The 23,119-nt window shown below is 60.3% G+C and carries 22 protein-coding genes; 11 read left to right on the forward strand and 11 right to left on the reverse strand.

The features are described 5' to 3' along the window. Nucleotides 1-4 precede the first annotated feature (4 nt). From ACR0AG_RS03270 to ACR0AG_RS03280, 3 genes are all read right to left on the reverse strand, one after another. Nucleotides 5-781, reverse strand: coding sequence for an SDR family oxidoreductase (locus ACR0AG_RS03270; RefSeq protein WP_480836396.1), 777 nt, complete (start codon nt 779-781; stop codon nt 5-7). Nucleotide 782: 1 nt separating this feature from the next. Further along, nucleotides 783-1,955 (reverse strand): enolase C-terminal domain-like protein, encoded by a 1,173-nt coding sequence (locus ACR0AG_RS03275; RefSeq protein ID WP_480836398.1) that lies wholly within the window; start codon nt 1,953-1,955, stop codon nt 783-785. Between the two features lie 75 nt (nt 1,956-2,030). Then, on the reverse strand, nt 2,031-2,936 hold the full coding sequence (locus ACR0AG_RS03280; RefSeq protein WP_480836400.1) for a 2-dehydro-3-deoxygalactonokinase: 906 nt from the start codon (nt 2,934-2,936) through the stop codon (nt 2,031-2,033). Between the two features lie 397 nt (nt 2,937-3,333). Between ACR0AG_RS03280 and nhaC the strand changes: the two genes are divergently transcribed. Further along, a complete protein-coding gene (gene nhaC / locus ACR0AG_RS03285; RefSeq protein ID WP_480836402.1) occupies nt 3,334-4,797 on the forward strand; it encodes a Na+/H+ antiporter NhaC in 1,464 nt (487 codons plus the stop codon). A gap of 48 nt (nt 4,798-4,845) precedes the next feature. Here the strand turns inward: nhaC and ACR0AG_RS03290 are convergent, their stop codons facing one another. After that, nucleotides 4,846-5,589, reverse strand: coding sequence for a hypothetical protein (locus ACR0AG_RS03290; protein WP_480836404.1), 744 nt, complete (start codon nt 5,587-5,589; stop codon nt 4,846-4,848). A gap of 94 nt (nt 5,590-5,683) precedes the next feature. On the opposite strand from ACR0AG_RS03290, the gene ACR0AG_RS03295 reads away from it, so the two are divergent. Both ACR0AG_RS03295 and ACR0AG_RS03300 read left to right on the forward strand, forming a co-directional pair. Continuing rightward, complete coding sequence (locus ACR0AG_RS03295) at nt 5,684-6,226, forward strand: MarR family winged helix-turn-helix transcriptional regulator (RefSeq protein ID WP_480836405.1); 543 nt, start codon at nt 5,684-5,686, stop codon at nt 6,224-6,226. Continuing rightward, a complete protein-coding gene (locus ACR0AG_RS03300) occupies nt 6,223-6,915 on the forward strand; it encodes an MOSC domain-containing protein (RefSeq protein WP_480836407.1) in 693 nt (230 codons plus the stop codon). The genes ACR0AG_RS03295 and ACR0AG_RS03300 overlap by 4 nt, the downstream gene beginning before the upstream one ends. Nucleotides 6,916-6,951: 36 nt before the next feature. Here ACR0AG_RS03300 and ACR0AG_RS03305 read toward each other — a convergent pair whose 3' ends face one another. The 3 genes from ACR0AG_RS03305 to ACR0AG_RS03315 all read right to left on the reverse strand — a co-directional run bounded on the left by ACR0AG_RS03305 (nt 6,952) and on the right by ACR0AG_RS03315 (nt 9,303). Then, complete coding sequence (locus ACR0AG_RS03305; RefSeq protein ID WP_480836408.1) at nt 6,952-7,902, reverse strand: PDR/VanB family oxidoreductase; 951 nt, start codon at nt 7,900-7,902, stop codon at nt 6,952-6,954. Continuing rightward, nucleotides 7,899-8,309 carry an MOSC domain-containing protein gene (locus ACR0AG_RS03310; RefSeq protein WP_480836410.1) on the reverse strand — a complete coding sequence of 137 codons (411 nt, stop codon included), beginning with the start codon at nt 8,307-8,309 and terminating at the stop codon, nt 7,899-7,901. The genes ACR0AG_RS03305 and ACR0AG_RS03310 overlap by 4 nt, the downstream gene beginning before the upstream one ends. A gap of 70 nt (nt 8,310-8,379) precedes the next feature. Next, complete coding sequence (locus ACR0AG_RS03315; RefSeq protein WP_480836411.1) at nt 8,380-9,303, reverse strand: LysR family transcriptional regulator; 924 nt, start codon at nt 9,301-9,303, stop codon at nt 8,380-8,382. 135 nt (nt 9,304-9,438) lie between these two features. Between ACR0AG_RS03315 and bla the strand changes: the two genes are divergently transcribed. Then, complete coding sequence (gene bla, locus ACR0AG_RS03320) at nt 9,439-10,308, forward strand: class A beta-lactamase (protein WP_480836413.1); 870 nt, start codon at nt 9,439-9,441, stop codon at nt 10,306-10,308. Nucleotides 10,309-10,362: 54 nt separating this feature from the next. Here bla and ACR0AG_RS03325 read toward each other — a convergent pair whose 3' ends face one another. Both ACR0AG_RS03325 and ACR0AG_RS03330 read right to left on the reverse strand, forming a co-directional pair. Further along, entirely contained in the window at nt 10,363-11,454 is a 1,092-nt protein-coding gene (locus ACR0AG_RS03325) for an aminomethyl transferase family protein (protein ID WP_480836414.1), read from the reverse strand. Between the two features lie 13 nt (nt 11,455-11,467). Continuing rightward, the gene (locus tag ACR0AG_RS03330) at nt 11,468-13,018 is read right to left on the reverse strand and encodes a trimethylamine methyltransferase family protein (RefSeq protein WP_480836416.1); all 1,551 of its coding nucleotides are present in this window, start codon (nt 13,016-13,018) and stop codon (nt 11,468-11,470) included. 107 nt (nt 13,019-13,125) lie between these two features. Here ACR0AG_RS03330 and ACR0AG_RS03335 point away from each other — a divergent pair, with 107 nt between their 5' ends. Then, nucleotides 13,126-14,061: a LysR substrate-binding domain-containing protein gene (locus ACR0AG_RS03335; RefSeq protein WP_480836418.1), complete on the forward strand. Its 936-nt coding sequence runs from the start codon at nt 13,126-13,128 to the stop codon at nt 14,059-14,061. On the opposite strand, the gene ACR0AG_RS03340 is transcribed toward ACR0AG_RS03335, so the two are convergent. After that, entirely contained in the window at nt 14,027-14,470 is a 444-nt protein-coding gene (locus tag ACR0AG_RS03340; RefSeq protein ID WP_480836420.1) for a MarR family winged helix-turn-helix transcriptional regulator, read from the reverse strand. The genes ACR0AG_RS03335 and ACR0AG_RS03340 overlap by 35 nt on opposite strands. Nucleotides 14,471-14,590: 120 nt before the next feature. Between ACR0AG_RS03340 and ACR0AG_RS03345 the strand changes: the two genes are divergently transcribed. After that, a complete protein-coding gene (locus tag ACR0AG_RS03345) occupies nt 14,591-15,547 on the forward strand; it encodes a catalase (RefSeq protein ID WP_480836422.1) in 957 nt (318 codons plus the stop codon). Nucleotides 15,548-15,592: 45 nt separating this feature from the next. On the opposite strand, the gene ACR0AG_RS03350 is transcribed toward ACR0AG_RS03345, so the two are convergent. Then, nucleotides 15,593-16,576, reverse strand: a complete 984-nt coding sequence (locus tag ACR0AG_RS03350) for a GlxA family transcriptional regulator (protein ID WP_480836424.1) — start codon at nt 16,574-16,576, stop codon at nt 15,593-15,595. Between the two features lie 106 nt (nt 16,577-16,682). Here ACR0AG_RS03350 and ACR0AG_RS03355 point away from each other — a divergent pair, with 106 nt between their 5' ends. Genes ACR0AG_RS03355 through glyA form a run of 5 tightly spaced genes read left to right on the forward strand, consistent with a single transcriptional unit; the run spans nt 16,683 to nt 23,104 of the window. Further along, the gene (locus tag ACR0AG_RS03355) at nt 16,683-17,936 is read left to right on the forward strand and encodes a sarcosine oxidase subunit beta family protein (protein ID WP_480836425.1); all 1,254 of its coding nucleotides are present in this window, start codon (nt 16,683-16,685) and stop codon (nt 17,934-17,936) included. A gap of 10 nt (nt 17,937-17,946) precedes the next feature. Next, nucleotides 17,947-18,252 carry a sarcosine oxidase subunit delta gene (locus ACR0AG_RS03360; protein ID WP_480836427.1) on the forward strand — a complete coding sequence of 102 codons (306 nt, stop codon included), beginning with the start codon at nt 17,947-17,949 and terminating at the stop codon, nt 18,250-18,252. Next, the gene (locus tag ACR0AG_RS03365) at nt 18,245-21,247 is read left to right on the forward strand and encodes a sarcosine oxidase subunit alpha (RefSeq protein ID WP_480836429.1); all 3,003 of its coding nucleotides are present in this window, start codon (nt 18,245-18,247) and stop codon (nt 21,245-21,247) included. The genes ACR0AG_RS03360 and ACR0AG_RS03365 overlap by 8 nt, the downstream gene beginning before the upstream one ends. Before the next feature lie 13 nt (nt 21,248-21,260). After that, nucleotides 21,261-21,788, forward strand: a complete 528-nt coding sequence (locus tag ACR0AG_RS03370) for a sarcosine oxidase subunit gamma (RefSeq protein WP_480836431.1) — start codon at nt 21,261-21,263, stop codon at nt 21,786-21,788. A 53-nt stretch (nt 21,789-21,841) separates the two neighbouring features. Continuing rightward, nucleotides 21,842-23,104 carry a serine hydroxymethyltransferase gene (gene glyA / locus ACR0AG_RS03375; RefSeq protein WP_480836433.1) on the forward strand — a complete coding sequence of 421 codons (1,263 nt, stop codon included), beginning with the start codon at nt 21,842-21,844 and terminating at the stop codon, nt 23,102-23,104. Nucleotides 23,105-23,119: the final 15 nt, after the last annotated feature.

Below are 23,119 nucleotides of genomic sequence, written 5' to 3' on the forward strand. Positions count from 1 at the left end.
ACATTCACTCGTGGTAAAGCTTGGATCGGCCCCCATCTATCGTGATGGTTTCCGCATTGATGAACGGGGCCTCGTCCGAGGCGAGAAAGACCGCTGTATTGGCAACTTCGACCGGTTGCCCGATGCGCCCGGGCGGGTGCAGATCGCAGGCCTTCTGCCGTGCGGCTGCGGGGTCGGGAAATCCGGCCCAATAATCCAGCGCCAGCTGCGTTTCGATATATCCCGGCGCAATCGCGTTCACCCGGATCCCGTCGCGGGCATATTCGATCCCAAGGGCGCGAGTCAGACCGATCAGCCCATGTTTGGCCACGGGGTAGGGGAACGTATGCGGGATGATCTGAAACGAATGGGTCGAGGCGATGTTGATGATGCTGCCCGCCTGCTGCGCGCGCATAGCAGGCAGCACGGCCCGGGCGCAGATCCAGGCCGCGTCCAGGTCCAGACGCAGGCATCTGTCCCATTCCTCAGCGGGCATTTCATGCGGAGCGTGAAACACATTTGCCCCGGCATTGTTGACAAGGATCTGTGCCGCACCAAACGTGGCCTCGACATCCTGCACCGCGCTTTTAACACTTTCGGGGTCGGTCACGTCACACTGAACAAAAAGGCTGCGCCCGCCGTTTTGGGTAATCTGCGCCACCTGCGCCTTTCCGGTGTCCGCGTCGATATCAAGCAGCGCTACAGCCGCCCCTTCCTCGGCGAACCGGTGGGCGATTGACGCGCCGATGCCACGCCCGGCTCCGGTGACGATTGCGGTTTTTCCGGTCAGCCTGTGCGCCATCTTACCAATCCAGAATAAGCCCGTCAGGACCAACCGCCTGAGCGGTGGCAAAGGGCTCTTGTTTGAAAGGATGTGCGGCGATGGCCTCTTCGTTGACCTCAACCCCCAGCCCGGGCGCATCAGGGATGTCCCAACGACCGGGTTTCCGTTTGATCGGCCAGGACACCACATCATCATACCAGGGCACAGCGCCGACCATCTCTTCCTGAATGACCACATTGGGGGTGGCTATGCCGAAGTGCAGTGCCGCAACCCCGGCAATCGGCCCCAGCGGGTTATGCGGCGCAAGCCCGATCCCGGCGGTTTCTGCACGGGCCGCGATTTTGCGCGCCTCCCAAAGGCCGCCTGCATGCACGATGTCGGGCTGCGCGATGTCAAAGGCCCGGGCGCTGATCGCCGGATCAAATTCACGACGGCCAATCAAACGTTCACCGCTGGCAATCGGCACCTTGCCCTCGGCGGTCAGGGCTGCGTGGCCTTCGATATCCTCGGGCGGCACAGGCTCTTCCGCGAACATGATGCCGTATTGCGACAGAACGTCGATATAAGGGCGCGCCGCAGCGGCCGAGGCGGGGCGACCATGGAAATCGACCATGATATCGACCTTGCTGCCGACCGCCTGCCGCAGGGCCGAAAACATCTCGTCGGTTTCGCGCACCGCCGCATGATTGCTGAGGTAATGCGTATAGGGAATGCAAACGACCTTGAGCGCGTCATAGCCCAGCCCGATCACCTCTTGCGCGCGATCTTTCAGTTCCGACACCGTGTCGGTGTTGTAGACCGCCTGCTGATTGCCCATCCCCAGATGAGTGTAGCTGCGCAGATAGTCGCGAGTCTTGCCACCCAAAAGTCGCCAGACCGGCGTGTTCAGGGATTTGCCCAGAATATCCCACAGTGCGATTTCGATACCGCTGACCGCACTCATGCCGACAACGCCCAGCCGCCAGAATCCGTGGCGCAGCATCCGCTGCATGGCCTGCTCGATGTCGCGCGGATCGGTGCCTGCCAGCAGCGGCTCCAGATCTTCCAGCGCGCCGCTGACCGCCCGGGTTTTCCATTCCAGCGTCGCCTCGCCCCAGCCAAACAGGCCCGGTTCGTCGGTTTCGACCTTGACGAAAATCCAGTTCCGCATCCCGGCGTTGCAGATATGGGGGGTAATCCTGGTGATCTTCATGCCATTGCTTTCAAAAATACACTAGATGGGCCAGACGGTTGGCAGCCCTCGCAAATCAGGGGGAGAGTTGTGGGGTCAGCCATCTACGAATGCCCCCAGGTCGCGGGCTATTCCGGTCAGACCCCGAAACACGAGATCCTCGCCCGAATGGCAGGTGGCTTCGACGCCGGCCAGATTCAGGGCGCGGTGATATCGCTGGTTCAGTTCGGAGGATCCAATCAGATGAACCCGGTCCAGCGGCGCAAATTGCTGCGCGCGCGCGATCTCGGACCCGATCAGCAACCCCGACAGGCGCGAAACGCCCTGTTCCGGGGCTGTGCCCTTCAGCAACCAATTGGCGCGAATGCTGAACAGGTGGCTCATCGCCCGAACCCCATCCAGCCCTTCGGCAACACCATGGTCGAAATCGGCCTGCACATATCCGCTTCCAAGTGCGTCGCGCAGCAAGGAATTCCGGCACAGCAAAGCAAACAGCTCGCCGGTCATTTCGGTGTGAAACCCTGTGATCCGGCCATCGGAAATCTGGCACCATTTGCTGTGCGTGCCGGGCATGCAGACCCTGCCGGTATAGCCGGGGACGGCCTGCATCATGCCGATAATCTGGGTCTCTTCCCCCCGCATCACATCGTCCTGAGACGGGGATTTCAGGCCGGGAATGACAAAGACATCCAGATCCCCGACCGAAATACGCGTCAGATGCGCAGAAAGCGCGCCTGTGTAGTCTGCAGGCAGATAGGGCGCTTCGATCCAGCCGCCTTTTTTGCCGACCATTCCGCAAAGCAAGGCCTGTTCGATGGCGTATGAGCCCCGCCACGCTGCGGTGAGCTGCAGAAATGCCTCTCGGGCCTCCTGCCCGGATACCGACCCGGCGCCCTGATCGGAAATCAGGCTGTCCAGAACCTCGCCATTCGGGCGGACTAGCCACATCCGAAGGTGTGTTGTCCCCCAATCGCCAAGAATTCTGATCTTTTGGGATTGCATACCCGAGTCTCGTTCGATTCGTTTTTGTTGTAGTCACATTAAGTAATACGTATTAATAAATAAAGTAATATTTAAAAACACTCCCGAATCCAATCTTCCAACTTTCTCGGGCCGGTTTGATGGATGCCAACAGACGAGAGTTTTGGAAATTGGAAACGGAAACTGCTGTGAGAAAGGGCTTTGAAATCAATCCGAAGGATCTGTCACATCAGGTGTATTGCGCAATTTTAAGCGCGAATCTGCGCATTTTTACAATCTGTTTGAGACAAAAGTTGCGACGCTGTGGGATCGGTAGAAAAGACTCAAATTCCCGTCAGTCCGGTTTGCATAGTGCGGCCGGGCCTGGAACGGGCTTTTGTCGACGTCTTTTGGCCGATCTGAATAGGGAGGTTCATATATGACGACTGATCAGACAATACGGCAGCCCAGCCTCGGGTTGGCCCTGGTTCCGATCGTGCTGACACTCATCGTTCTGGGGGTTCAGCTATTTTACTTTGGGGATTTCACACCTCATATCCCGTTGGCCTTTGGTATCGCCATCACCGGTATCGTTGGCCTGACCCTGGGTCACAAATGGCCAAGCATCGAAGAAGGCGTGTTCCACGTCATCAACATCTCGTTGCCGTCCGTTTCGATTCTGATCACGGTAGGCATGATCATCGGGGTCTGGATCGCCAGCGGCACGGTGCCGACGCTGATCTATTATGGCCTGAAGATCCTGTCGCCCGAGCTATTCCTGGCCGCTGGCATGTTGCTCTGTGCCATCGTCTCGGTATCGCTGGGGACGTCGTGGGGAACCACGGGTACGGTCGGTCTGGCGCTGATGGGTATTGGCGCGGGCTTTGGCATTCCGATGTACTGGACCGCAGGCGCGGTTGTATCGGGAGCGTTCTTTGGCGACAAGATCTCGCCCCTGTCCGACACCACCAACCTTGCCCCGGCGGTGACGGGGACCAACCTGTTCGACCATATCCGCAACATGCTGCCGACCACGGTGCCGTCGATGCTGATCGCGCTTGTGATCTATTTTGTCGTGGGATTCACGGTCATCGACACCACGCAGGTCTCGTTCGAGCGGATTGATACCATCACAAATGCCTTGCAGGATGCGTTCTGGATTTCTCCGATCATGCTGCTGCCTGCGGCGTTGGTCATCATCCTGGCGGTGATGAAGCAGCCCCCGATCCCCAGCCTGTTTGCCGGTGCCGTGGTGGGTGGCCTGATGGCGATCTTCCTGCAAGGGCATGGTCTGCATGAAACCTTTACCTTCGCCAACAGCGGCTACACCATTGATACCGGCGTGCCCGAGATCGACCCGCTGCTGAACCGTGGTGGTATCCAGTCGATGATGTGGACCATCTCGCTGGTGCTGCTGGCGCTTGGCTTTGGTGGCGCGTTGGAGCGTGTGGGCTGTTTGCAGGCGATCATTGCGGTGATCATCTCGAAGGTGAAAACCTTTGCGGGCATCCAGACCTCGGCCATCCTGACCTCGGTCGCAACCAACACGGTGGCGGGTGATCCCTATCTGTCGATTGCATTGCCGGGCCGCATGTATGCGCCGGTCTATCGCGGCATGGGCTATTCAACGCTGAACCTGGCGCGTGCGGTGGAAGAGGGCGGAACGCTTGTGTCGCCTCTGATCCCCTGGAACGCGGGCGGTGCCTTTGTCATCACCGCATTGGGTCTGGGCATTGCAGACGGGAACTTTGAGAACCTCCTGTATATCCCGCTGGCCTTTGCCTGTTGGTTGTCGCCGGTGATCGGTATCTTCTACGCGTCGGTCGGGTGGTTCTCGCCCAAGGCGACGGAAGAGGAAAAACAGGGCTGGAAAGACAGCGGCGAAGAGGTCGCAACCGTCTAAAGCTTACTCTGGCGCCCCGATCTGGGGCGCCAGTTTTTTGTGGGGATCTTATTCGATCTCACCCGGCAGGCTCAGATCGCCCGAGGCGATGTCAAACACGTCGACCACGCAGACATGCGGCGCGTGAAAATCGGAATCCACCCGCAGCGCGGTGGTCACACCGTCGAAATTGACCCCCTGCAAAGCGCTGATGTCGGAATTGGCCAGAACCACATTGATGGTGATCTCGGGGCCGTTGAAAACCGGGGTAAAGCCGGGGCTGTCCAGATAGAAGGGCACACCGGGCCATGTCGCGGGCATGACGGGGGTTTCCCCTTCGGGAACGTCACGCACGGCCAGCGCGCCGGGGCCGCATTCTTCGTTGGGGGTCAGAACCACCCAGTGGCTGTGCCAGTGGCCGCCATCATTGCCCGTATCGCCATCGACATTTTCATCAAACAGCGGCGTGTCGTCGAAATCGGGGTGGTTGGTTGCGGCCAGCGCCAGAATGCCGGTTTCCTTGCCGAATCCAACAGCCGAAGGGTCCAGCGTGGTGGGCCAGACATAGGCCCAGATATCCGCGCCGGGTGCGCCATTTCCGTTTCCTTCCAGCGTGGTGGCCCCGGCAGTGCCTGCCGAAGACATGCGGAAGGTGGCAAAGCGGCCGTTGATCTCAACCTCGGCGGCGACGATGTCGAAATCGGCGACGATATTGGTATCGGTAGGCGATGTCACTTTGTGATGATGCCCCTCACCGGCATAGGCGGCGGTGGTGGCCAGCAGGGCGGCGGCTGTCAGGCAAGCAAATCTCATGGCGTTTCCTTTCGTGTGAGACATGATGTCGACTCACTAATAGTAGCGAGTCGAAACTATTGCAATAGTAATTTCGACTCGCTACATATTGCCCATGCAGACACCGCTTCATGTCCGAGAGCTGATCACCCGCCTTGCCCGCCTGGATGCGGCGTCAGGATGGGATGGCGATCTGAACCCGACCCAACGGGCCGCGCTCAGCTATCTGGCGCAGGCCAACCGATTTTCGCGCAGCCCCTCGCACCTGTCCGATTATTTGGGCAGCACGCGTGGAACGGTGTCGCAATCGCTCAAGTCGCTCTTGCAAAAGGGCTATGTCAGCGAAAAACGCTCGGCCCTTGATAAACGTGTCATCAGCTATGACCTGACCGCAAAGGGCGAAGACGTGGTGCAGACTGCGTCGCTGCTGGAAACCGCGATTGCCGGGATGCCGGAGGTGGGGTCCGAGGCCCTGCGCGATCTGCTGATGCAGGTGCTGGGCACCGTGTTGCAGGAAAGGGATGCGCCCGGCTTTGGCGTGTGCAAAACCTGCCGCCATCACAAGGCAGGGCCGGATGGGCGCACATGCGGCCTGCTATCGGTTCCCCTGACCGAACAGGAAGCCGATCAGATTTGTTTTGAACAGGTGAATAAATGACCACGATTGAACTGTCAGCCCCGATCGAAGGGCTGTTTCTGGGCACGATACAGCATCGGTGGGAGGGGCGCCCGCCCTCGGCCATCGGCAAAACCGCCGTACAGGGGCGACATGCAATTGACGAAGGCGGCTTTGTTGCGGATCAGCAGGCCGACCTTGAAAACCATGGCGGGGCGGACAAGGCGATCCACCATTATGCAACCGATCACTACCCGGCGTGGATGGCCGAAGGGGACATTCCGCAAGGCAGCGTTCCGGCGGCATTTGGCGAAAACATCGCAACCCACGGGATGACCGAAGACAGCTTGTGCGTGGGCGACATTCTGCAACTGGGCACCGCCCGTGTGCAGATCAGCCAAGGGCGGCAGCCTTGTCGGAAAGTGTCCGAACACACCGGCAACAAACGTATGGCCTACAAGTTTCAGGCGACCGGGCGCACCGGCTGGTATTACCGCGTGCTGGACCGGGGAGAGGCCGGGGCGGGCGATCAGATCACCTTGCTGGAACGCCCGCAGCCGGAGTGGAGCGTCCGGCGTGTCACACTGGCCCGGCTGACCCGCAAGGTCACGGTGGCAGAGGCCGAAGCCCTGGCGGTGCTGCCCGAACTGGCCGACGGCTGGCGCGGTGCCTTTGCGAAAATGGCAGGCGGTGATCTGTCCGAGGATCAAAGCAAACGGCTGGAGGGGTAACGGCCCGTCCGTCGGATCATTTGCAGGACTGCGGTGCTAGAGGTCCAGAACGATCCGATCCCCAACACAGCCCGACACGCAGGGCGTCAGAAACGCATCCCGGTCCGTCTTGGCCATAGTGATGTCGCGATGATCCGGCGTTCCGGCAAAATACCGCGTCTTGCAGTCCAGACAGATCCCGCCCTCGCACGAGGCGGGAACTTCGACGTCAGCAGCGCGCAGTGCCTCAAGCATGGTTTGGCCTTCGACCACCGGGATCACACGCCCTGACCGGTGCAGGTGGATATCATAAGCCTTTTGCGCCGGATCGCTTTGCCCGCCAAAGGATTCCACATGGATACGGTCACTCATCGCTGCGCCAAGGCGCAGGACATCCTCGATCATCGGCTGCGGCCCGCAACAATAGACATGGGAATGCGGCGAGAGGGTGGACAGAACCCCCTGAATATCCATCCGGCCCGTCTGGCTGGTGTCATGACAGACCACCTGATTGGGGCAGCGTTCCTCAAGCCAGTCCACAAACGCCGCCGAGCTGCGATGGCGGAACGAATAATGCAGCGCAAAGCTCTGGCCCGTGCGCAGCAGGTGGTGGATCATCGGGATGAACGGTGTGATGCCGATCCCGCCCGCGATCAGAACCGTGTGGTCGCAGTCGACCAGCGGCAACAGGTTGCGCGGAAGCGAGACCAACAGCGGCGTGCCAACCGGCAGGTCATGCACCTCACACGATCCGCCCCGGCCATCCGGGTCGCGCAGCACCGCGATGTCATAGGCGGTATTGGCGGCAGGGTCGCCGCACAGGGAATACTGCCGGATCGCGCCGCTGGGCAGATGCAGGTCAATATGCGCGCCGGGGGTGAAAGGCGGCAGCTCCCACCCGTCGGGGTCTTGCAGGTGCAGGTGCCGGATGCCGGTTGCGATCTGGTCTGCGGCGCGGATGACGGTGCTGACGCGGTGAATTGCCTTGGCCATCTGTCTGTCTTTCACGCGGGGGAAATCGGGTCGCCGACCGACAAGGCACCGCCTTGCAGGATGCGCGCATGCAGGCCCGAGCGGTGGATCATCGGGTCGAAAATCTGTTTGCCCGTGATCTGTTCGATATGGCGGCAGGGGGTCGACAGGCGCGTCGCCTCCAGCAGACAGGGGCCGATACGGAATTGCTGTCCAACCAGATGGTTCAGCGGCACATTGCGGGTTGTCACATTGCGCCGGTGTTCATGCGGGGCCAGGTCGATGCCATAGTCCCGCTTGATGGCCTCCAGCGCCTCAGCCTCAAACAGCGTGATCTGACGGCCTTCTTCCGGACGGTCCGAATAGAACCCGTTTTCCGAGGCATAGCGGTCGCCCGTGATGCCAACGCCTGCCACCAGATCCAGCGTCGGCACGGCGCGCATCGGCAAAAAGGATCGCGGGGCAAGGTGACACGCAACAACCGTTCCTGACCACATTATGAGACTGCCCCTATTACTCAACCGGCGCAGTATGGCCGTGCCAGGGCAGGTTGTCCATCGGCCCGTTCCCACCCGCGAATTGGGCAGTTATCCAATCTGAAAACACCGCCATGGCCTGCGTCCGGGGCCGTTCGGACGGCCATGCCAGATAATAATGGCCAACCGAAACAGTGGTCGTGAACGGCTGCACCAGACGGCCCTGGGTTAGATACCGCGTGAACATGGCAACCGGCAACAATGCGGCCCCTGCCTGCGCGCATGCAGCCTCGGCCAATGCCAGAGAGCTGTCGAAGACCGGGCCGGAAACCTTCGGGCAGGGCGTACCAGCATGTTGAAACCACGCGGGCCATTCCGCACTGCGATAGCTGCGCAACAGCCCGATCTGCACCAGATCGGCAGGGGTCTGCAACGCGGGTGCCAGTGACGGGGCACATAGCGGGGACAGGGGTGTTTCAATCAGCGGCAACGTGTCATGCCCCGTCCAATGGGCGCTGCCAAAGCGGATGGCCATATCCAAACCTTCGCGCAGAATGTCGACACGGTTGTTGTGGGTCGAAACCCGCAGGTCGACCTCGGGGCAGGCGATGCGAAAGGCCTCCAAACGCGGCAGCAGCCACCCCAGTGCAAAGGTGGTATTAACGCCCAGATTCAACGCCTCGGCATCGCGCCGCCCGGTCACACGGTCCAGCGCGCGGGACATCGTGTCGAACCCCTGTTCAAGGATCGGAAACAGTGCCCGCCCCTCGTCGGTGGGCACCAACCCTTGAGAGCTGCGCAGAAACAGGGTTGCACCCAGCAGATCCTCCAGCCGGGCGATCTGTTGGCTGACGGCGGCTTGCGTTACGCGCAGTTCGATGGCTGCGGCGGTAAAACTGCCCTGCCGCATGGCGACCTCAAAGGCGCGCAGACCGTTCAGGGGTAGATCGGGACGGTCCATGACATAACCTCATCTAATGGTGTGTCTTAGTATTTCTGGTTTGAGGTGAGTTTCCAAGCTGATTTAGAAGGTCTTCATTACATCAACTGATGCGGCACCTCTGACAGGGGTCGCACTTTATCAAAGGATGATCTTATGCGTTTTGCGCCGATTCCGATCACGGTTGCGTTGGTTTTGTCACTGGCCTCAGGCGTGTTCGCCGCGCCTTATCAGGAGCTGTCCGACACGGTTGCGGGCATCGAAGACCAACTTGAGGCCCGCGTTGGCGTTGTACTGGTTGATACCGCCACGGGTCAGGGATGGAGCCACCGCGCCGATGAGCGGTTTTTGATGAACAGCACCGTCAAGGTGCCGATCTGCGCCGCCGTTCTTGCGCAGCGCGATGCCAGGGCTTTGGACCTGACCGAAGAGGTGCCGGTGCGTGATAGCGATCTGATCCCCTGGGCGCCTGTGACCGAGACGAAAGTCGGGTCAAGCATGACGCTTTCCGAACTGTGTCTGGCCGCCGTTGACCTGAGCGACAATCCCGCCACAAACCTGCTGATCGACCGGCTGGGCGGGCCGCAGGCGGTGACGCAGTTCTTTCGCAGTATCGGGGATACCACCAGCCGTCTGGACCGACCCGAGCCGGATTTGAACAGCTTCAACCCAGGTGATCCGCGCGACACCTCAACCCCGCGCGCGATGGCTGAGATGATGGAGCGCCTGCTGCTGGGCGATGCGCTGCCAGATGTCTCGCGCCGCCAACTGGCCGATTGGATGCGTCCCGGAGGGGTAACGCAGGCACTGCTGCGGCAGACCGCGCCCGACACGTGGGAAATCTTCGACAAATCCGGTGGCGGCGATCAAACGCGCAACCTGATTGCGGTGATTGCGCCCAAGGGCGATGACCCGTGGATTGCCGTCCTGTTCCTGTCGGATGCGGACCACGATTTTGAAACACGCAACATGGCGTTGCAGGCGATCAGCGCCGCCGTGATCCAGACAATTCAGGACGCTGAATAGAGAAAACCGGGCCAGTGTTGGCCCGGTTCTGATCGCGGAACAAAAGCGCGGCTCTTACGCGTGGGTGCGCGTTTTCTCGGGGTCGTAGATCGGGCTGGCAACCACAACGGCGTCGGTCGTCACGCTATCGCTGTTTACCTGAATTTCGGCTCCGACCGGAACACCGGGTTTGATATGCGCCAGCGCCAGAGATTTCTGCATCCGGTGCGAATAGCAGGGGCTGTTGACCACACCGATCTCCTGCCCGTCCAGCGTCAGCGTTTCACCGCCTTCGACCATGTCGGGGTGGTTGATCTCAAGGCAAACATTCTGGGTTTTCTCATTGCCGCCAGCGGCCAGAACGGCCTCTTTCCCGCGGAAATCGCCCTTGTTCTTGCTGACGGTAAAGCCAAGGCCAACCTCCCAGGGAGTGTTGTCTTCGGTCATGTCATAACCATAGAACAGCAGCCCGGCTTCGATCCGCACCTTGTCCAGCGCGGTGAAGGAACAGGGCATTACGCCGGCTTCAACCAGCTTGTCCCAGATGTCGGTGATCACGGTGCCGTCGGCAAAGACCTCATACCCGCGCTCGCCGGAATAGCCAGTGCGCGAGATGCGGCAGGGATGGCCGAACAGGGTGGCCGGGGCGTGATGGAAATACCTCATCGCGGCCAGATCAATATCACAGTTTGCGTCCAGAATCTCCAACGAGGCCGGACCCTGAACCGACAGATCATGCAGTGCATCGGTGAATTCGACCTGCACATCCTTACCCTCAGCCGAGGCTTCCAGCAGGGCCATCGTGTCGCCCGAGCCGTGTACGATCATCCATTCGTCGCCACCATTGTTCGACACGATTGCATCATCCGCGATACCGCCATTGTCGGTCAGCACGCACAGATAGGCCGCCTTGCCCGGCGTCACCTTGGACAGATCGCGGGTGGTCAGGTGATCCAGCACCGTCTGCGCGTCCGCGCCCCGCACAAAAACCTTTTTCAAGGGCGACATGTCGAACATGCCTGCCCGTTCGCGCACCGCGTCATGTTCATCGTTGGGGTCGGTGTTATACGTCCAGGCCGTGCCCATCCCGTTCCAGTCTTCCAGCCCCGATCCCAGAGCAGTGTGCCGTGAGGCGAGGGCAGAGGTCCGGCTGAGTTCTGCGGTCATTCTTCTACCTTTCTTAGTGCCATTCGTCAGGCATTGAAGCTTTGCGTACGGCCACAAATTCGGTCAGCGCGTCGCGCACGCTGTCCTGCATCTGGGGCTGTTCATAGTCGTGCAACATCTGCCGCCACTGCGCGGCGGCGCGCTGATCCGCCGTTTGCTGTCCGGCTTCGGCCCATGTCTCATATGGGCCTGCATCAGCGATCTGGGGCTGGTAATTGGCGTTGGTATAGTGGCGCAGCGTGTGGCTGGTGGACAGGAAGTTTTCGCCCGGTCCGACCTCTTGATAGGCGTCGCGGCCAAAGGCTTCGTCATCCGTGTCAAAGCCCTGCAACATCTTCATCATCGCGCCGCAGTGATCCAGATCCATGATGAATTTCTCATAGGACATCACCAGCCCGCCTTCGAGCCAGCCCGCCGCGTGCCAGACCTGATGCCCGCCGGACAAGAGCGTGGACCACATCGCGCCGGTGCTGTCCTGCATCGCCTGCCCGTCGGGTGCGTTCGAACTGGTGATCTGCCCGCCGCCTGACCGCACCGGCACGCCTAGCCTGTGGCCGAGCTGAGACAGGGCCATGGTGGTGATGTTGGCCTCGGGCGAGCCAAAGGTCAGCCCCCCGGTCCGCAGGTTCATCGTAGAATGGAAACTGCCCATAACCACCGGGCATCCGGGGTTCACAAGCTGTGTCAGCGCGATGCCGACCATCGCCTCGGCCAGGGTTTGCGCGGCGACGGCGGCGGGCGACAGCGGTCCCATCGCACCGGCAAAGATGGCGGGAGAGACGCAGACACATTGGTTTGCCTTGGCGTAGACGCGCAGCGCCGTGGACATGGTGTCGTCATAGATCAACGGCGAGTTCACATTGATATTGGCCTGAATAACCGCGTTTTCGGCCATGAAAGTATCGCCGAACACAAGTCGTGCCATGGCAATGCAATCTTGCGCACGATCAGGCGCGGTTACGCCGCCCATGAAAGGTTTGGTCGACAGGGTCAGATGGGCCAGCATCATGTCCAGATGGCGCTTGTTCACCGGCACATCTGTCGGTTCGACAATCGTGCCGCCGGAGTGATGCAGCCAGGGCGACATATAGGCCAGTTTTACAAAGTTCTGGAAATCCTCCAGCGTCGCATAGCGCCGTCCGCCTTCCAGATCGGTCACAAAGGGTGAGCCATATCCCGGCGTCAGCACCACATTATCGCCGCCCACCGTGACCGTGTGGTCGGTGCTGCGGCCATGGAGCTGAAACTCGGCCGGGGCGGTGGCGCAGAGCTGTCGCACAAGCCCGGGATCAAACTGAACGCGTTCCCCTTCGACACGCGCACCTGCATTGGCAAATAGTTCCAACGCGATGGGGTCAGTGCGGAATTCAACGCCGATCGTGTCCAGTATCCAGTCGGCCTGTTCCTCGATCCGGGTCAGTGCGGCATCGTCCAACACCCGATAGGCCGGGATCTTGCGGCTTTGAAGCCGCGGCGTTTCAGCTGGGGCATTGTGGCGCGACAGCCGCCCCCGGCGTTTCTTGCCGCGCTGAGAGATATGTTCGCTTGTGTCTACGCCTCTCATCCACACCCCTCCCTGAATGCTGTGTCGGTGTATGTTTTGGTTTTGGTGATTTTCATCAAGCGAGTTTTTTTGGACAAACCGTTCAAAAAAATTATACGCTGTGGTTCATGCCCAGCTTGTTTCGCCACCACGATATCCTGCGTCTGTTTGTCGAGATTTCGCGCTATCCCAGTTTTTCGGACGCCGCCCATGCGTTGAATATGACCAAGGGGGCGGTCAGCTATCAGATCAAGACGCTTGAGGCGGACCTGGGCGCCACTTTGTTTCTGCGTGGCGCACGCGGTGTGACCCTGACCGAAGCGGGGCGGTCGCTGGTGGCCTCTTGTCAACGCCAATACGAGACTGTCGAAACCGCCGTTCAAGCCATAAAAGCAACGGATACGGCCAGTTTGACCGTTGGTGTCTCAACCTATTTCGCCGCCCGCTGGCTGTCACAGCGGTTGATGTCTTTCATGCAAAGTAACAGCAGTATCCAATTGCGCATTCAGCCGATGCTGAAACTGTTCGATCTGGATGCGCAGGGGGTGGATCTGGCGATCCGTTGGGGCGACGGGCGCTGGTCAGATGCCGAGGTCTATCCGTTCATGGCACTGCCCGCCTTTCCGGTTGGCAACGCGGATATGCTGCGCCGCGTCAAACAGGAGGGACTCGCGCGGGCCATGCAACGTTTCACTTTGCTGCGCGATCACGACGACAGCAATGCCTGGACCGATTGGCTGCGGGTGGCCGGTCTGCCCAGCCAGACGCGCCGGGATACGCTGATCATTCCGGATCCGAATGTGCGGGTTCAATCGGTGATTGACGGGCAGGGGATTGCCCTTCTGGATACGCTGGCACAGCGGGAGTTGGAGGACGGGCTGTTGTTTCGCCTTTCGCGGCAGGAACTGTCGAACTATGGCTATTATCTCGTCCGGCCCGGGACAGATCGGCATCATGCCCCGTCTGACGCATTCATGCAGTGGCTGCAGGATCAGTTGAGGGCAGAAGCGGGCCTCACCGTGCAAGAGGTTACAGGCCAGCGATCTTTCTGCACAGGCGGATAGCCTCATCCGCTTCGGCCTGGGTCAGACCGATCTGCCCAAAGACATCCGAAGAAATTCCGCAGCTCTTGATCCAGATATTGCGCCCGGCATCCGTCAGCGTGACGACTTTCTGCCGCTCATTCCCTTCGCGCGTTTCGCGCCGCAACAGGCCTTTTTCCTCAAGTCGCCGCAACAGGGGTGTCATGGTCGCGCCGGATACGTCCAGACGGTTGGCGAGGTTTGAAATGGATACGCCGTCCTCTTCGGACAGTGCCATCAGCACCAGATATTGCGTATAGGTCAGGCCCTGCGCTTTCAGAAGTGTTTGATAAAAATGCTCAATCTTGTGTGAGGCCGCATAGACGGCAAAACACAGCTGGTTGTCCAGCCGAACATCGGTATCGGCGAGCGTTTCGTCTGTTTTCGGCAAGATAGGTCGCCTTGATTGTGAGGTTCGCGCTTCGTTTATAACACACAAAAATTTTTATTGTAAATATTTAGGGTGCTAAATATTAGATAGCGATATAAATTCAGTCAGCGAGGAAACCTCATGATCAGACCCAGCATTTTGGCCGCAAGCCTGTCGCTTGCCGCCTTGCCCGTCGCCGCCGAAGACAGCTTTGATGCCGAGGGTGGCTTTGCCGCCTTCGAACAGCTTTTTGGCGTCACCGAAGGCAAGCGCAGAAACCACACCAAAGGGTTCTGCGTCGAAGGCACGCTGGCCCCGGTGGATGCGGCCATCCGGGCCTATTCCAACAGCCCACTGTTCACCGGGTCGTCATCTGTCATCGCCCGCGTTTCGCACAAAGGCGGCAAGGCAAATCCGGCGGATGACAAATACAACCTGCTGGGAATCGCGCTTGAGATCACAACCGCCGATGACGACCTGCATATCATCGCGATGAACACGGAACATTTCTTTCCGGTCTCGACCAGCGAGGCGTTTATCGAATTGCTACAAGCCAAGATTGCAGGGGGCGATGCGGTGAAAGCTTTTGCAGCGGCGCATCCTTCGCTCAAAAAATACAACGAATACCACGGCGCGCTGGACAAGACGCTGCGCCCCTATGAGGGCACGACGTATTTCAGCGGAAACGCCTTTCATCTGGTGAACGCGGCAGGTGAGGAAACCGCCATGCGGTTCGAACTGCGCCCCTCGGGCGAGGAGGGGATCGTTGTCGACACCCATCCCGATTTCTTCCTTGAGAACATGCAGGCGAATATCGCCAATGGCGGCGTGTCCTGGGATATGGTGATCACGCTGGCCAATCCGGATGACGTGGTCGATGACCCGTCGGTCCAGTGGGTGGGCGAACACAAGGAAATCGTCGCCGCCCGGTTCACCGCGCAGGCTGCGATGTCCGAGGCCGATGGCCAGTGCGATGAGATCAACTTTGACCCGCTGATTCTGAGCGAAGGCTTTGCCCCGTCAAATGACCCGATGCTGGAAGCGCGATCCTTGATTTATGCGCATGGCGTCACCCAGCGCCTCTCCGAGAAAGAGTGAGGCACATCGTGAATACAGCTTGTCCCCGCGCTGGGGCAAGCCCGGTCAGGAGGCCTGTTTGCGGAAATCTGACGGCGGGCGACCTTCGCGCTGCATGAACACCTTATACATATGCGACGAATCGCAGAATCCGGTGCTGAGCGAGATTTCGGAAATCGACGCGTGCGTATTGCCCAGCAGGTGCTTGGCCTTGTCGATGCGGATCAGGTTCATCACCTCAAGCGGCGTCACCCCGAATTCCTTCTTGAACCGCCCCTCCAGCGTGCGGCGGCTCATGCTCAGGACGTTGGCGAGTTCCGAGATCTTGATGCCGTTTTCCAGGTTCTGCTGCATGATGACCAGGGCACGCTGCAACAGGTTGTCATTGGTCGACAATTGAAGCGGCAGGTTGGGCTGCGCCTTGCCGCTGTCATACACCTCATCCACGATCAGGATGCTCAGGCTTTTGCGGGCATATTTGCGTCCGATATGTTTCTCGACAATGTAGGCGGCCAGATGCGCGGCGCTGCTGCCGCCGGAACAGGTCAGCCTGTCACGGTCGACGACATAGATTCGATCTGATACAGGCTCAAGCCCTTCAAAACGTTCCAGAAAATCTACGCGGTGAAACCAGCTGACGCAGCATTTATAGCCATCCATCAGCCCCGCATCGTGCAGGATGAAACTGCCGGTACACAGCCCGACCAGGGGCACCCGAGCGGCCACCACCTTTTGCAGGAATTTGGTATATTCGGTGTTCTTGGTTTCGATATGTTCAACCAGCCCGCCGACGACGACGATATAGTCGTAATCCTTGGGGTCGCCAAAGCGGTCATCCGGCTGAATGCGCAGGCCGCAGCTGGCGTAGACCGGCTCAAGATCCGGCGACAAGATGCGCCATTTGCACCGGATCGGGCGGCTGCTGTCGCCCGCGTCCGCGGCGAGTCGCAACACGTCCACAAAACTGGAAAACGCAGTCAGCGTGAAGCGATCGGCCAGGATGAAGCCGATGGTAAGCTGCCGGTTTGTTGGGTTTTGGCCATCTGCCATGGGGTCCTCACCACTTGGATGCGCAATATTACCTTTGGTGTTGCGCAACCATACAATTTTACGGGGCCGTTTTCGAATAGGCAACCGTCTGATCTAGGAGGCAGCCGTGCAAAAGTATTCCGCTCTATCAATCGTTCGTGATGCGCTCACGGGGTATCGAAACGTTCAGCCGCAATGGCCCGATTCCGAATTGAAGGACAGCTATGACGTTGTCATCATCGGTGCCGGTGGCCACGGTCTGGGCACCGCGTATTATCTGGCCAAGGAACATGGCATCACCAATGTTGCGGTGATCGAAAAGGGCTGGCTGGGTGGCGGCAACACGGGCCGGAACACGACCATCATCCGTTCGAACTATCTGTATGACGAAAGTGCGCGGATGTTCGATCACGCGCTGGACCTTTGGGACGGGCTCAGCCAGGAGCTGAACTATAACCTGATGTTCTCGCAGCGCGGCGTGATGATGCTGGCGCATAACGTGCATGACGTCCAAAGCTTCAAGCGTCACGTCCACGCCAACCGTCTGAACGGCGTCGACAACGTATGGCTGACCCCGCAAGAGGCGAAAGCCAAGTGCGAGCCGCTGAACATTTCGCGAAACGCGCGCTACCCGGTTATGGGCGCGGCGTTCCAGCAGCGCGCAGGTACCGCCCGTCATGACGCCGTGGCGTGGGGCTATGCCCGTGCCGCCGCATCGCGGGGCGTGGACATCGTGCAGAACTGCCCGGTGACTGAGATCCGCCGTGACGACAATGGCAATGTCATGGGTGTGGAAACCGCCCGCGGGTTCGTGCGCGCCAAGAAAGTGGCCGTATCGGTTGCGGGCAACACCACCGCGATCATGGAAACCGCTGGCGTTCGCCTGCCGCTGGAAAGCTATCCGCTTCAGGCGCTGGTCAGCGAACCGATCAAGCCGATCTTCCCCGGCGTTGTAATGTCGAACGCCGTACACGCCTATCTCAGCCAGTCCGACAAGGGCGAGCTGGTGATCGGTTCGGGCACCGACCAGTATGTATCGTATTCCCAGCGGGGCGGTCTGCCGCTGATCGAACATACGCTGGCCGCGATCTGCGAGGTCTTCCCGATCTTCCGCCGGATGCGGATGCTGCGCAAATGGGGCGGTGTTGTTGACGTGACGCCCGACCGTTCGGCCATCGTCAGCAAGACGCCCGTCGGCGGCCTGTACCTGAACGCAGGTTGGGGCACCGGTGGCTTCAAGGCGACGCCCGGCGCGGCGCATACCTTTGCCCACACCGTGGCCCGCGATGAGCCGCACCCGATCAACGCCCCGTTCTCGCTCAGCCGGTTTGAAACCGGTCGCCTGATTGACGAAGCCGCCGCTGCGGCTGTTGCCCATTAAGAGGTGTGACATGCTTTTGATTCACTGCCCCTATTGCAATGAAACCCTGCCCGAGCTGGAGTTTGAATACGCCGGCGAAGCGCATATCGACCGCCCCCTTGACCCGTCGGCCCTGAACGACGGTGACTGGAAGGACTTCCTGTTCACCCGTCGCAACGTGCGCGGCGATCACGCGGAACAGTGGCGTCATGCGCAGGGCTGTGGGCGTTACTTCAACGCGGTCCGCAACACCGTTTCGGACAAGTTTGTCACAACCTATCCCATGGGCGAAGACCGCCCTGACGCATCTGCCGCGAAAGGTGAGTCCAATGACTGAATGGCGCGTTGCAAACAAAGGGCGGATCAACCGCCAGAAAACCGTCAAATTCACCTTTGACGGCCAGACCTATACAGGTTTCGAAGGCGACACCGTAGCCTCGGCCCTGTTGGCGCACGGCGTTCACCTGATGGGCCGGTCGTTCAAATACCACCGTCCCCGTGGTCCGGTCACAGCGGGTTCCGAGGAACCCAACGCGCTGATCGGCACCTCGCGCGGCACCAAGGGCCGGTTCGAGCCGAACACCCGCGCCACCGTGCAGGAAATCTATGACGGTCTGACCACCACCAGCCAGAACAAATGGCCCTCGCTGGCCTTTGACGTGGGTGAGGTGAACGACAAGCTGTATCGCTTCTTCTCGGCGGGTTTCTATTACAAGACCTTCATGTGGCCCAAAAGCTTCTGGGACAAGGTGTATGAGCCGTTCATTCGCGGCGCGGCCGGTCTGGGTGTGTCCCCGACCGAGATCGACCCCGACACCTATGCCTCGCGCTATACCCATTGCGATGTGCTGATCGTCGGCGCAGGTGCGTCCGGTCTGGCGGCTGCGCTGACCGCCGCCCGCAGCGGCGCGCAGGTTGTGCTGGTTGACGAAAACCCCGAACTGGGTGGATCGCTGCTGTCCGAAGACGCGATCGAGATCGACGGCACCGTGGCCGCGGATTGGGTCGAACAGGCCCGTGCGGAACTGGCAGACAAGGCCAATGTGCAGATCCTGACCCGCACCACCGCAATCGGTTACTACCATGAAAACATGGTCGCGCTGGCGCAAAAGCTGACCGACCACATGGCCGACGTGCCCAAAGACGCCCCGCGCGAGCGGATGTGGCGGGTGCGCGCGAAAGAGGTTGTGCTGGCGCAGGGTGCGCTGGAACGTCCGCTGATGTTCGACGGCAATGACCGCCCCGGCGTTCTGCTGGCCGGTTCGGCGCAGACCTACCTGAACCGCTATGGTGTTCTGGTGGGCCGCAATGTCGCCATCGCCACCAGCCACGATTCCGCCTGGTATGCGGCGTTTGACATGGCCGATGCCGGTGCAAATGTCTCGGCCATCGTGGATGTGCGCGCCGATGTGGATGCGGCGCTGGTCGATGCGGCCAAGCAGCGCAAAATCGACATCTATCTGGACCACACCGTCACCCACGCCAAAGGGCGCCTGCGCGTCAAGGGCCTGCGGATTGCCAAGCAGAACGGTGCGGGCAAACCCACCGGCGCGATGGTCATCGACTGTGATGCTGTGCTGATGAGCGGCGGCTGGACCCCCTCGCTGCACCTGTTCTCGCACACCAAGGGCAGCCTTGTCTGGGACGAGGAACAGGGCGTGTTCCTGCCTGGCGAGATGACCGAAAACTGCCACATCGCAGGGGCCGGTCGTGGCCACTGGGGTCAGCAGAATGCCGCCAATGATGGTGTCGCTGCGGCCAATGCCGCGCTGGCGTCGATGGGGCTGGGTGCGCAGGACGCGGCGTTTGCCGTGGGCAATGACCGCCCCGGTCAGGGCATTGTGGTCAAGGAACTGCCGACCGATGGAAATGCATCGCTGGCCCGTGCCTTCACCGACTTCCAGAACGATGTGACCGCGAAAGACATCCGTCTGGCGGTGAAACACGGGATGCGCTCGATCGAGCATATCAAACGCTTCACCACCAATGGTATGGCGACCGATCAGGGCAAGATGGCCAACATGAACGGGCTGAACGTGGCCGCCGATCAGCTGGATCGTCCCGCGCCCAAGGTTGGTTTGACCACCTTCCGTCCGCCCTATACGCCGACCACGTTCGGCACCTTTGCGGGCTATCACAAGGAAGACCTGTTCGAACTGACCCGCAAGACCCCCATCGACAGCTGGGCCGAAGAAAACGGCGCAGTGTACGAGCCGGTGTCGCTGTGGCGCCGTGCCTGGTACTTCCCGCAGGGCGGTGAGGACATGCACGCGGCTGTGGCCCGTGAATGCGCCGCGACCCGCAACTCGCTGGGTATGTTCGATGCGTCGACCCTGGGCAAGATCGAGGTTGTTGGCCCCGATGCGGCCGAGTTCATGAACCGCATGTACACCAACCCCTGGACCAAGCTGGGCAACGACCGCTGCCGTTACGGCCTGCTGCTGGGCGAAGACGGGTTCATCCGCGACGATGGTGTCATTGGCCGCATGAGCCAGGACCGGTTCCACGTCACCACCACCACCGGTGGCGCGGCGCGGGTTCTGACCATGATGGAGCATTACCTGCAAACCGAATGGCCCGATCTGGATGTCTGGCTGACCTCGACCACCGAGCAATGGGCAACCATCGCACTGAACGGCCCCAACGCCCGCAAGGTGCTGGAACCGTTTGTCGAAGGTCTGGACATCTCGGGCGAAGCCTTCCCGCATATGTCGGTTGCCGAATGCACCGTGGCCGGTTTCGAATCCCGCCTGTTCCGCATCAGCTTTACCGGCGAGTTGGGCTTTGAGGTTAACGTACCGGCCAAAGATGGCCGCGCCCTGTGGGAGAAGCTGCACGCAGAAGGTCAGAAATACGATGTCTGCGTCTATGGCACCGAAACCATGCACGTGCTGCGTGCCGAAAAGGGCTACATCATTGTCGGCCAGGATACGGACGGCACTGTGACACCTGCGGATGCGGGCCTGACCTGGGCGATTGGCAAGAAAAAGCCGGACTTTGTGGGCAAACGCTCGCTGGATCGACCCGACATGCTGGTGGAAAACCGCAAGCAGCTGGTTGGCCTGCTGACCGACGACCCGAAAACCGTGCTGGAAGAGGGCGCGCAGATTGTCGAGGCGGGCGATACGTCAATCCCAGCCAAGATGATCGGTCACGTGACCTCATCTTACTGGAGCGCGGCGCTGAACCGTTCGATTGCGATGGCCGTGATCGAAGGCGGTTTTGGGCGCGACGGCAAGACGGTCGATATCCCGATGCCGGGCAAGACGCTGACGGCGAAAGTCACCGGAACTAATTTCTACGATCCCGACGGATCGCGGATCAACCTCTGAGGGAGCGAGAGATATGGCACAGCTCAATCAAACATCGGACCTCCGGGTGCAGGATCTGCCGTTCGAAGGTAAATTCAGCCTGCGCTGCCGTGCGGCAAACCTGCCAGCGGTGTCCAAGGCGCTTGGGGTCGATCTGCCGACCAAAATCGGGGACGTGGCCGTTTCGGGCGAGCGCAAGGCAATCTGCCTTGGCCCGGATGAATGGACTATCCTGTGCCCCGAAGCAGATCGGGCGCCGATCACCCAGGCCGGGGCCGACATCTATGAAAGCGCGATCCACAGCCTTGTGGACGTGTCTTTCCGCGAGATCGGCCTGCTGATCGAAGGCGCGGATGCCGCGACGCTGATCAACACGTCCTGCCCGCGCGACCTGAGTGCCATTGCCGTGGGTCGCGGCACACGGACGGTGTTCGACAGTGCGCAGGTCGTGTTGTTGCGCGAAGGGGAAACCGCGTTCCGCATGTATGTGTGGCGTTCGTTCTACCCCCATGTGCGCCATCTGCTGAGCGTGGGTGAAACCGAACTGGCTGTCGGTCTGTAACCCGCCCACACACCCAAAGTTTGACTGAAACTTTCAATTGGGAGTCTCCCGATATGTCTACTGTTGTCAAAATTTCGTCGGATGCCGAAATCGAAGCGGCGATCAATGCCGAGCTGACCCGCCAAATGGACCAGATCGAACTGATCGCGTCCGAGAACATCGTCTCTGAGGCGGTGCTGAAAGCGCAGGGTTCGGTTCTGACCAACAAATACGCCGAAGGGTATTCCGGTCGCCGCTATTATGGTGGATGTGAGCATGTGGATACGGTCGAAGATCTGGCCGTGTCGCGCCTGAAGCAACTGTTTGGCGCAGGCTATGCCAATGTGCAGCCGCATTCGGGCGCGCAGGCAAACCAGGCCGTGTTTCTGGCGCTGCTGCAACCCGGCGACACATTCCTAGGCATGTCGCTGGCCCATGGTGGGCACCTGACTCACGGTTCGCCTGTCACCATGTCGGGCAAGTGGTTCAACCCGGTCAGCTATGAGGTTGATCCCGAAACCCATCTGATCGACATGGAGCAGGTACGCGCCAAGGCGCTGGAAACCAAACCCAAGCTTATTCTGGCGGGTGCTTCGGCCTATCCGCGCCCCATCGACTTCAAGGCCTTCCGCGAAATCGCGGACGAAGTTGGCGCCTATCTGATGGTCGACATGGCGCATTACGCTGGTCTGGTCGCGACGGGCGAATACCCCAACCCGGTGCCGCATGCGCATGTTGTCACCTCGACCACGCACAAGACCCTGCGCGGCCCACGTGGCGGTATCATTCTGACCAATGACGAGGCGCTGGCGAAAAAGTTCAACTCTGCCGTTTTCCCGGGCAATCAGGGTGGCCCCCTGATGCACGTGATCGCGGCCAAGGCCGTGGCCTTTGGCGAGGCGTTGCAGCCGGAATTCAAGCAATACTGCGCCAATGTCATCGCCAATGCGCGCGCGCTGAGCGATGTGCTGGTCGAGGGTCAATTGGGCATCGTGTCGGGCGGCACCGATACTCATATGGTACTTGTTGACCTGCGCCCCAAAGGCGTCACCGGCAAAGCAGCCGAGGCGGCATTGGAACGCGCGGGCCTGACCTGCAACAAGAACTCGATCCCGTTTGACCCGGAAAAACCCTTTGTCACTTCGGGCGTCCGCCTGGGGTCGTCCGCGGGCACCACCCGTGGATTTGGTGAGGCCGAGTTCCGCCAGATCGGTGCGATGGTTCTCAGCGTGATCGACGGCCTGGCCGCAACAGATGGCGAAGGCGATGCCGAGGTTGAGGCCGCCGTGCGTGCCGAAGTCCTCGACCTGTGCAAGCGGTTCCCGATCTACGCCTGATCCGCGCCCCAGCCT

Source organism: Ruegeria sp. H6 (assembly GCF_056532975.1).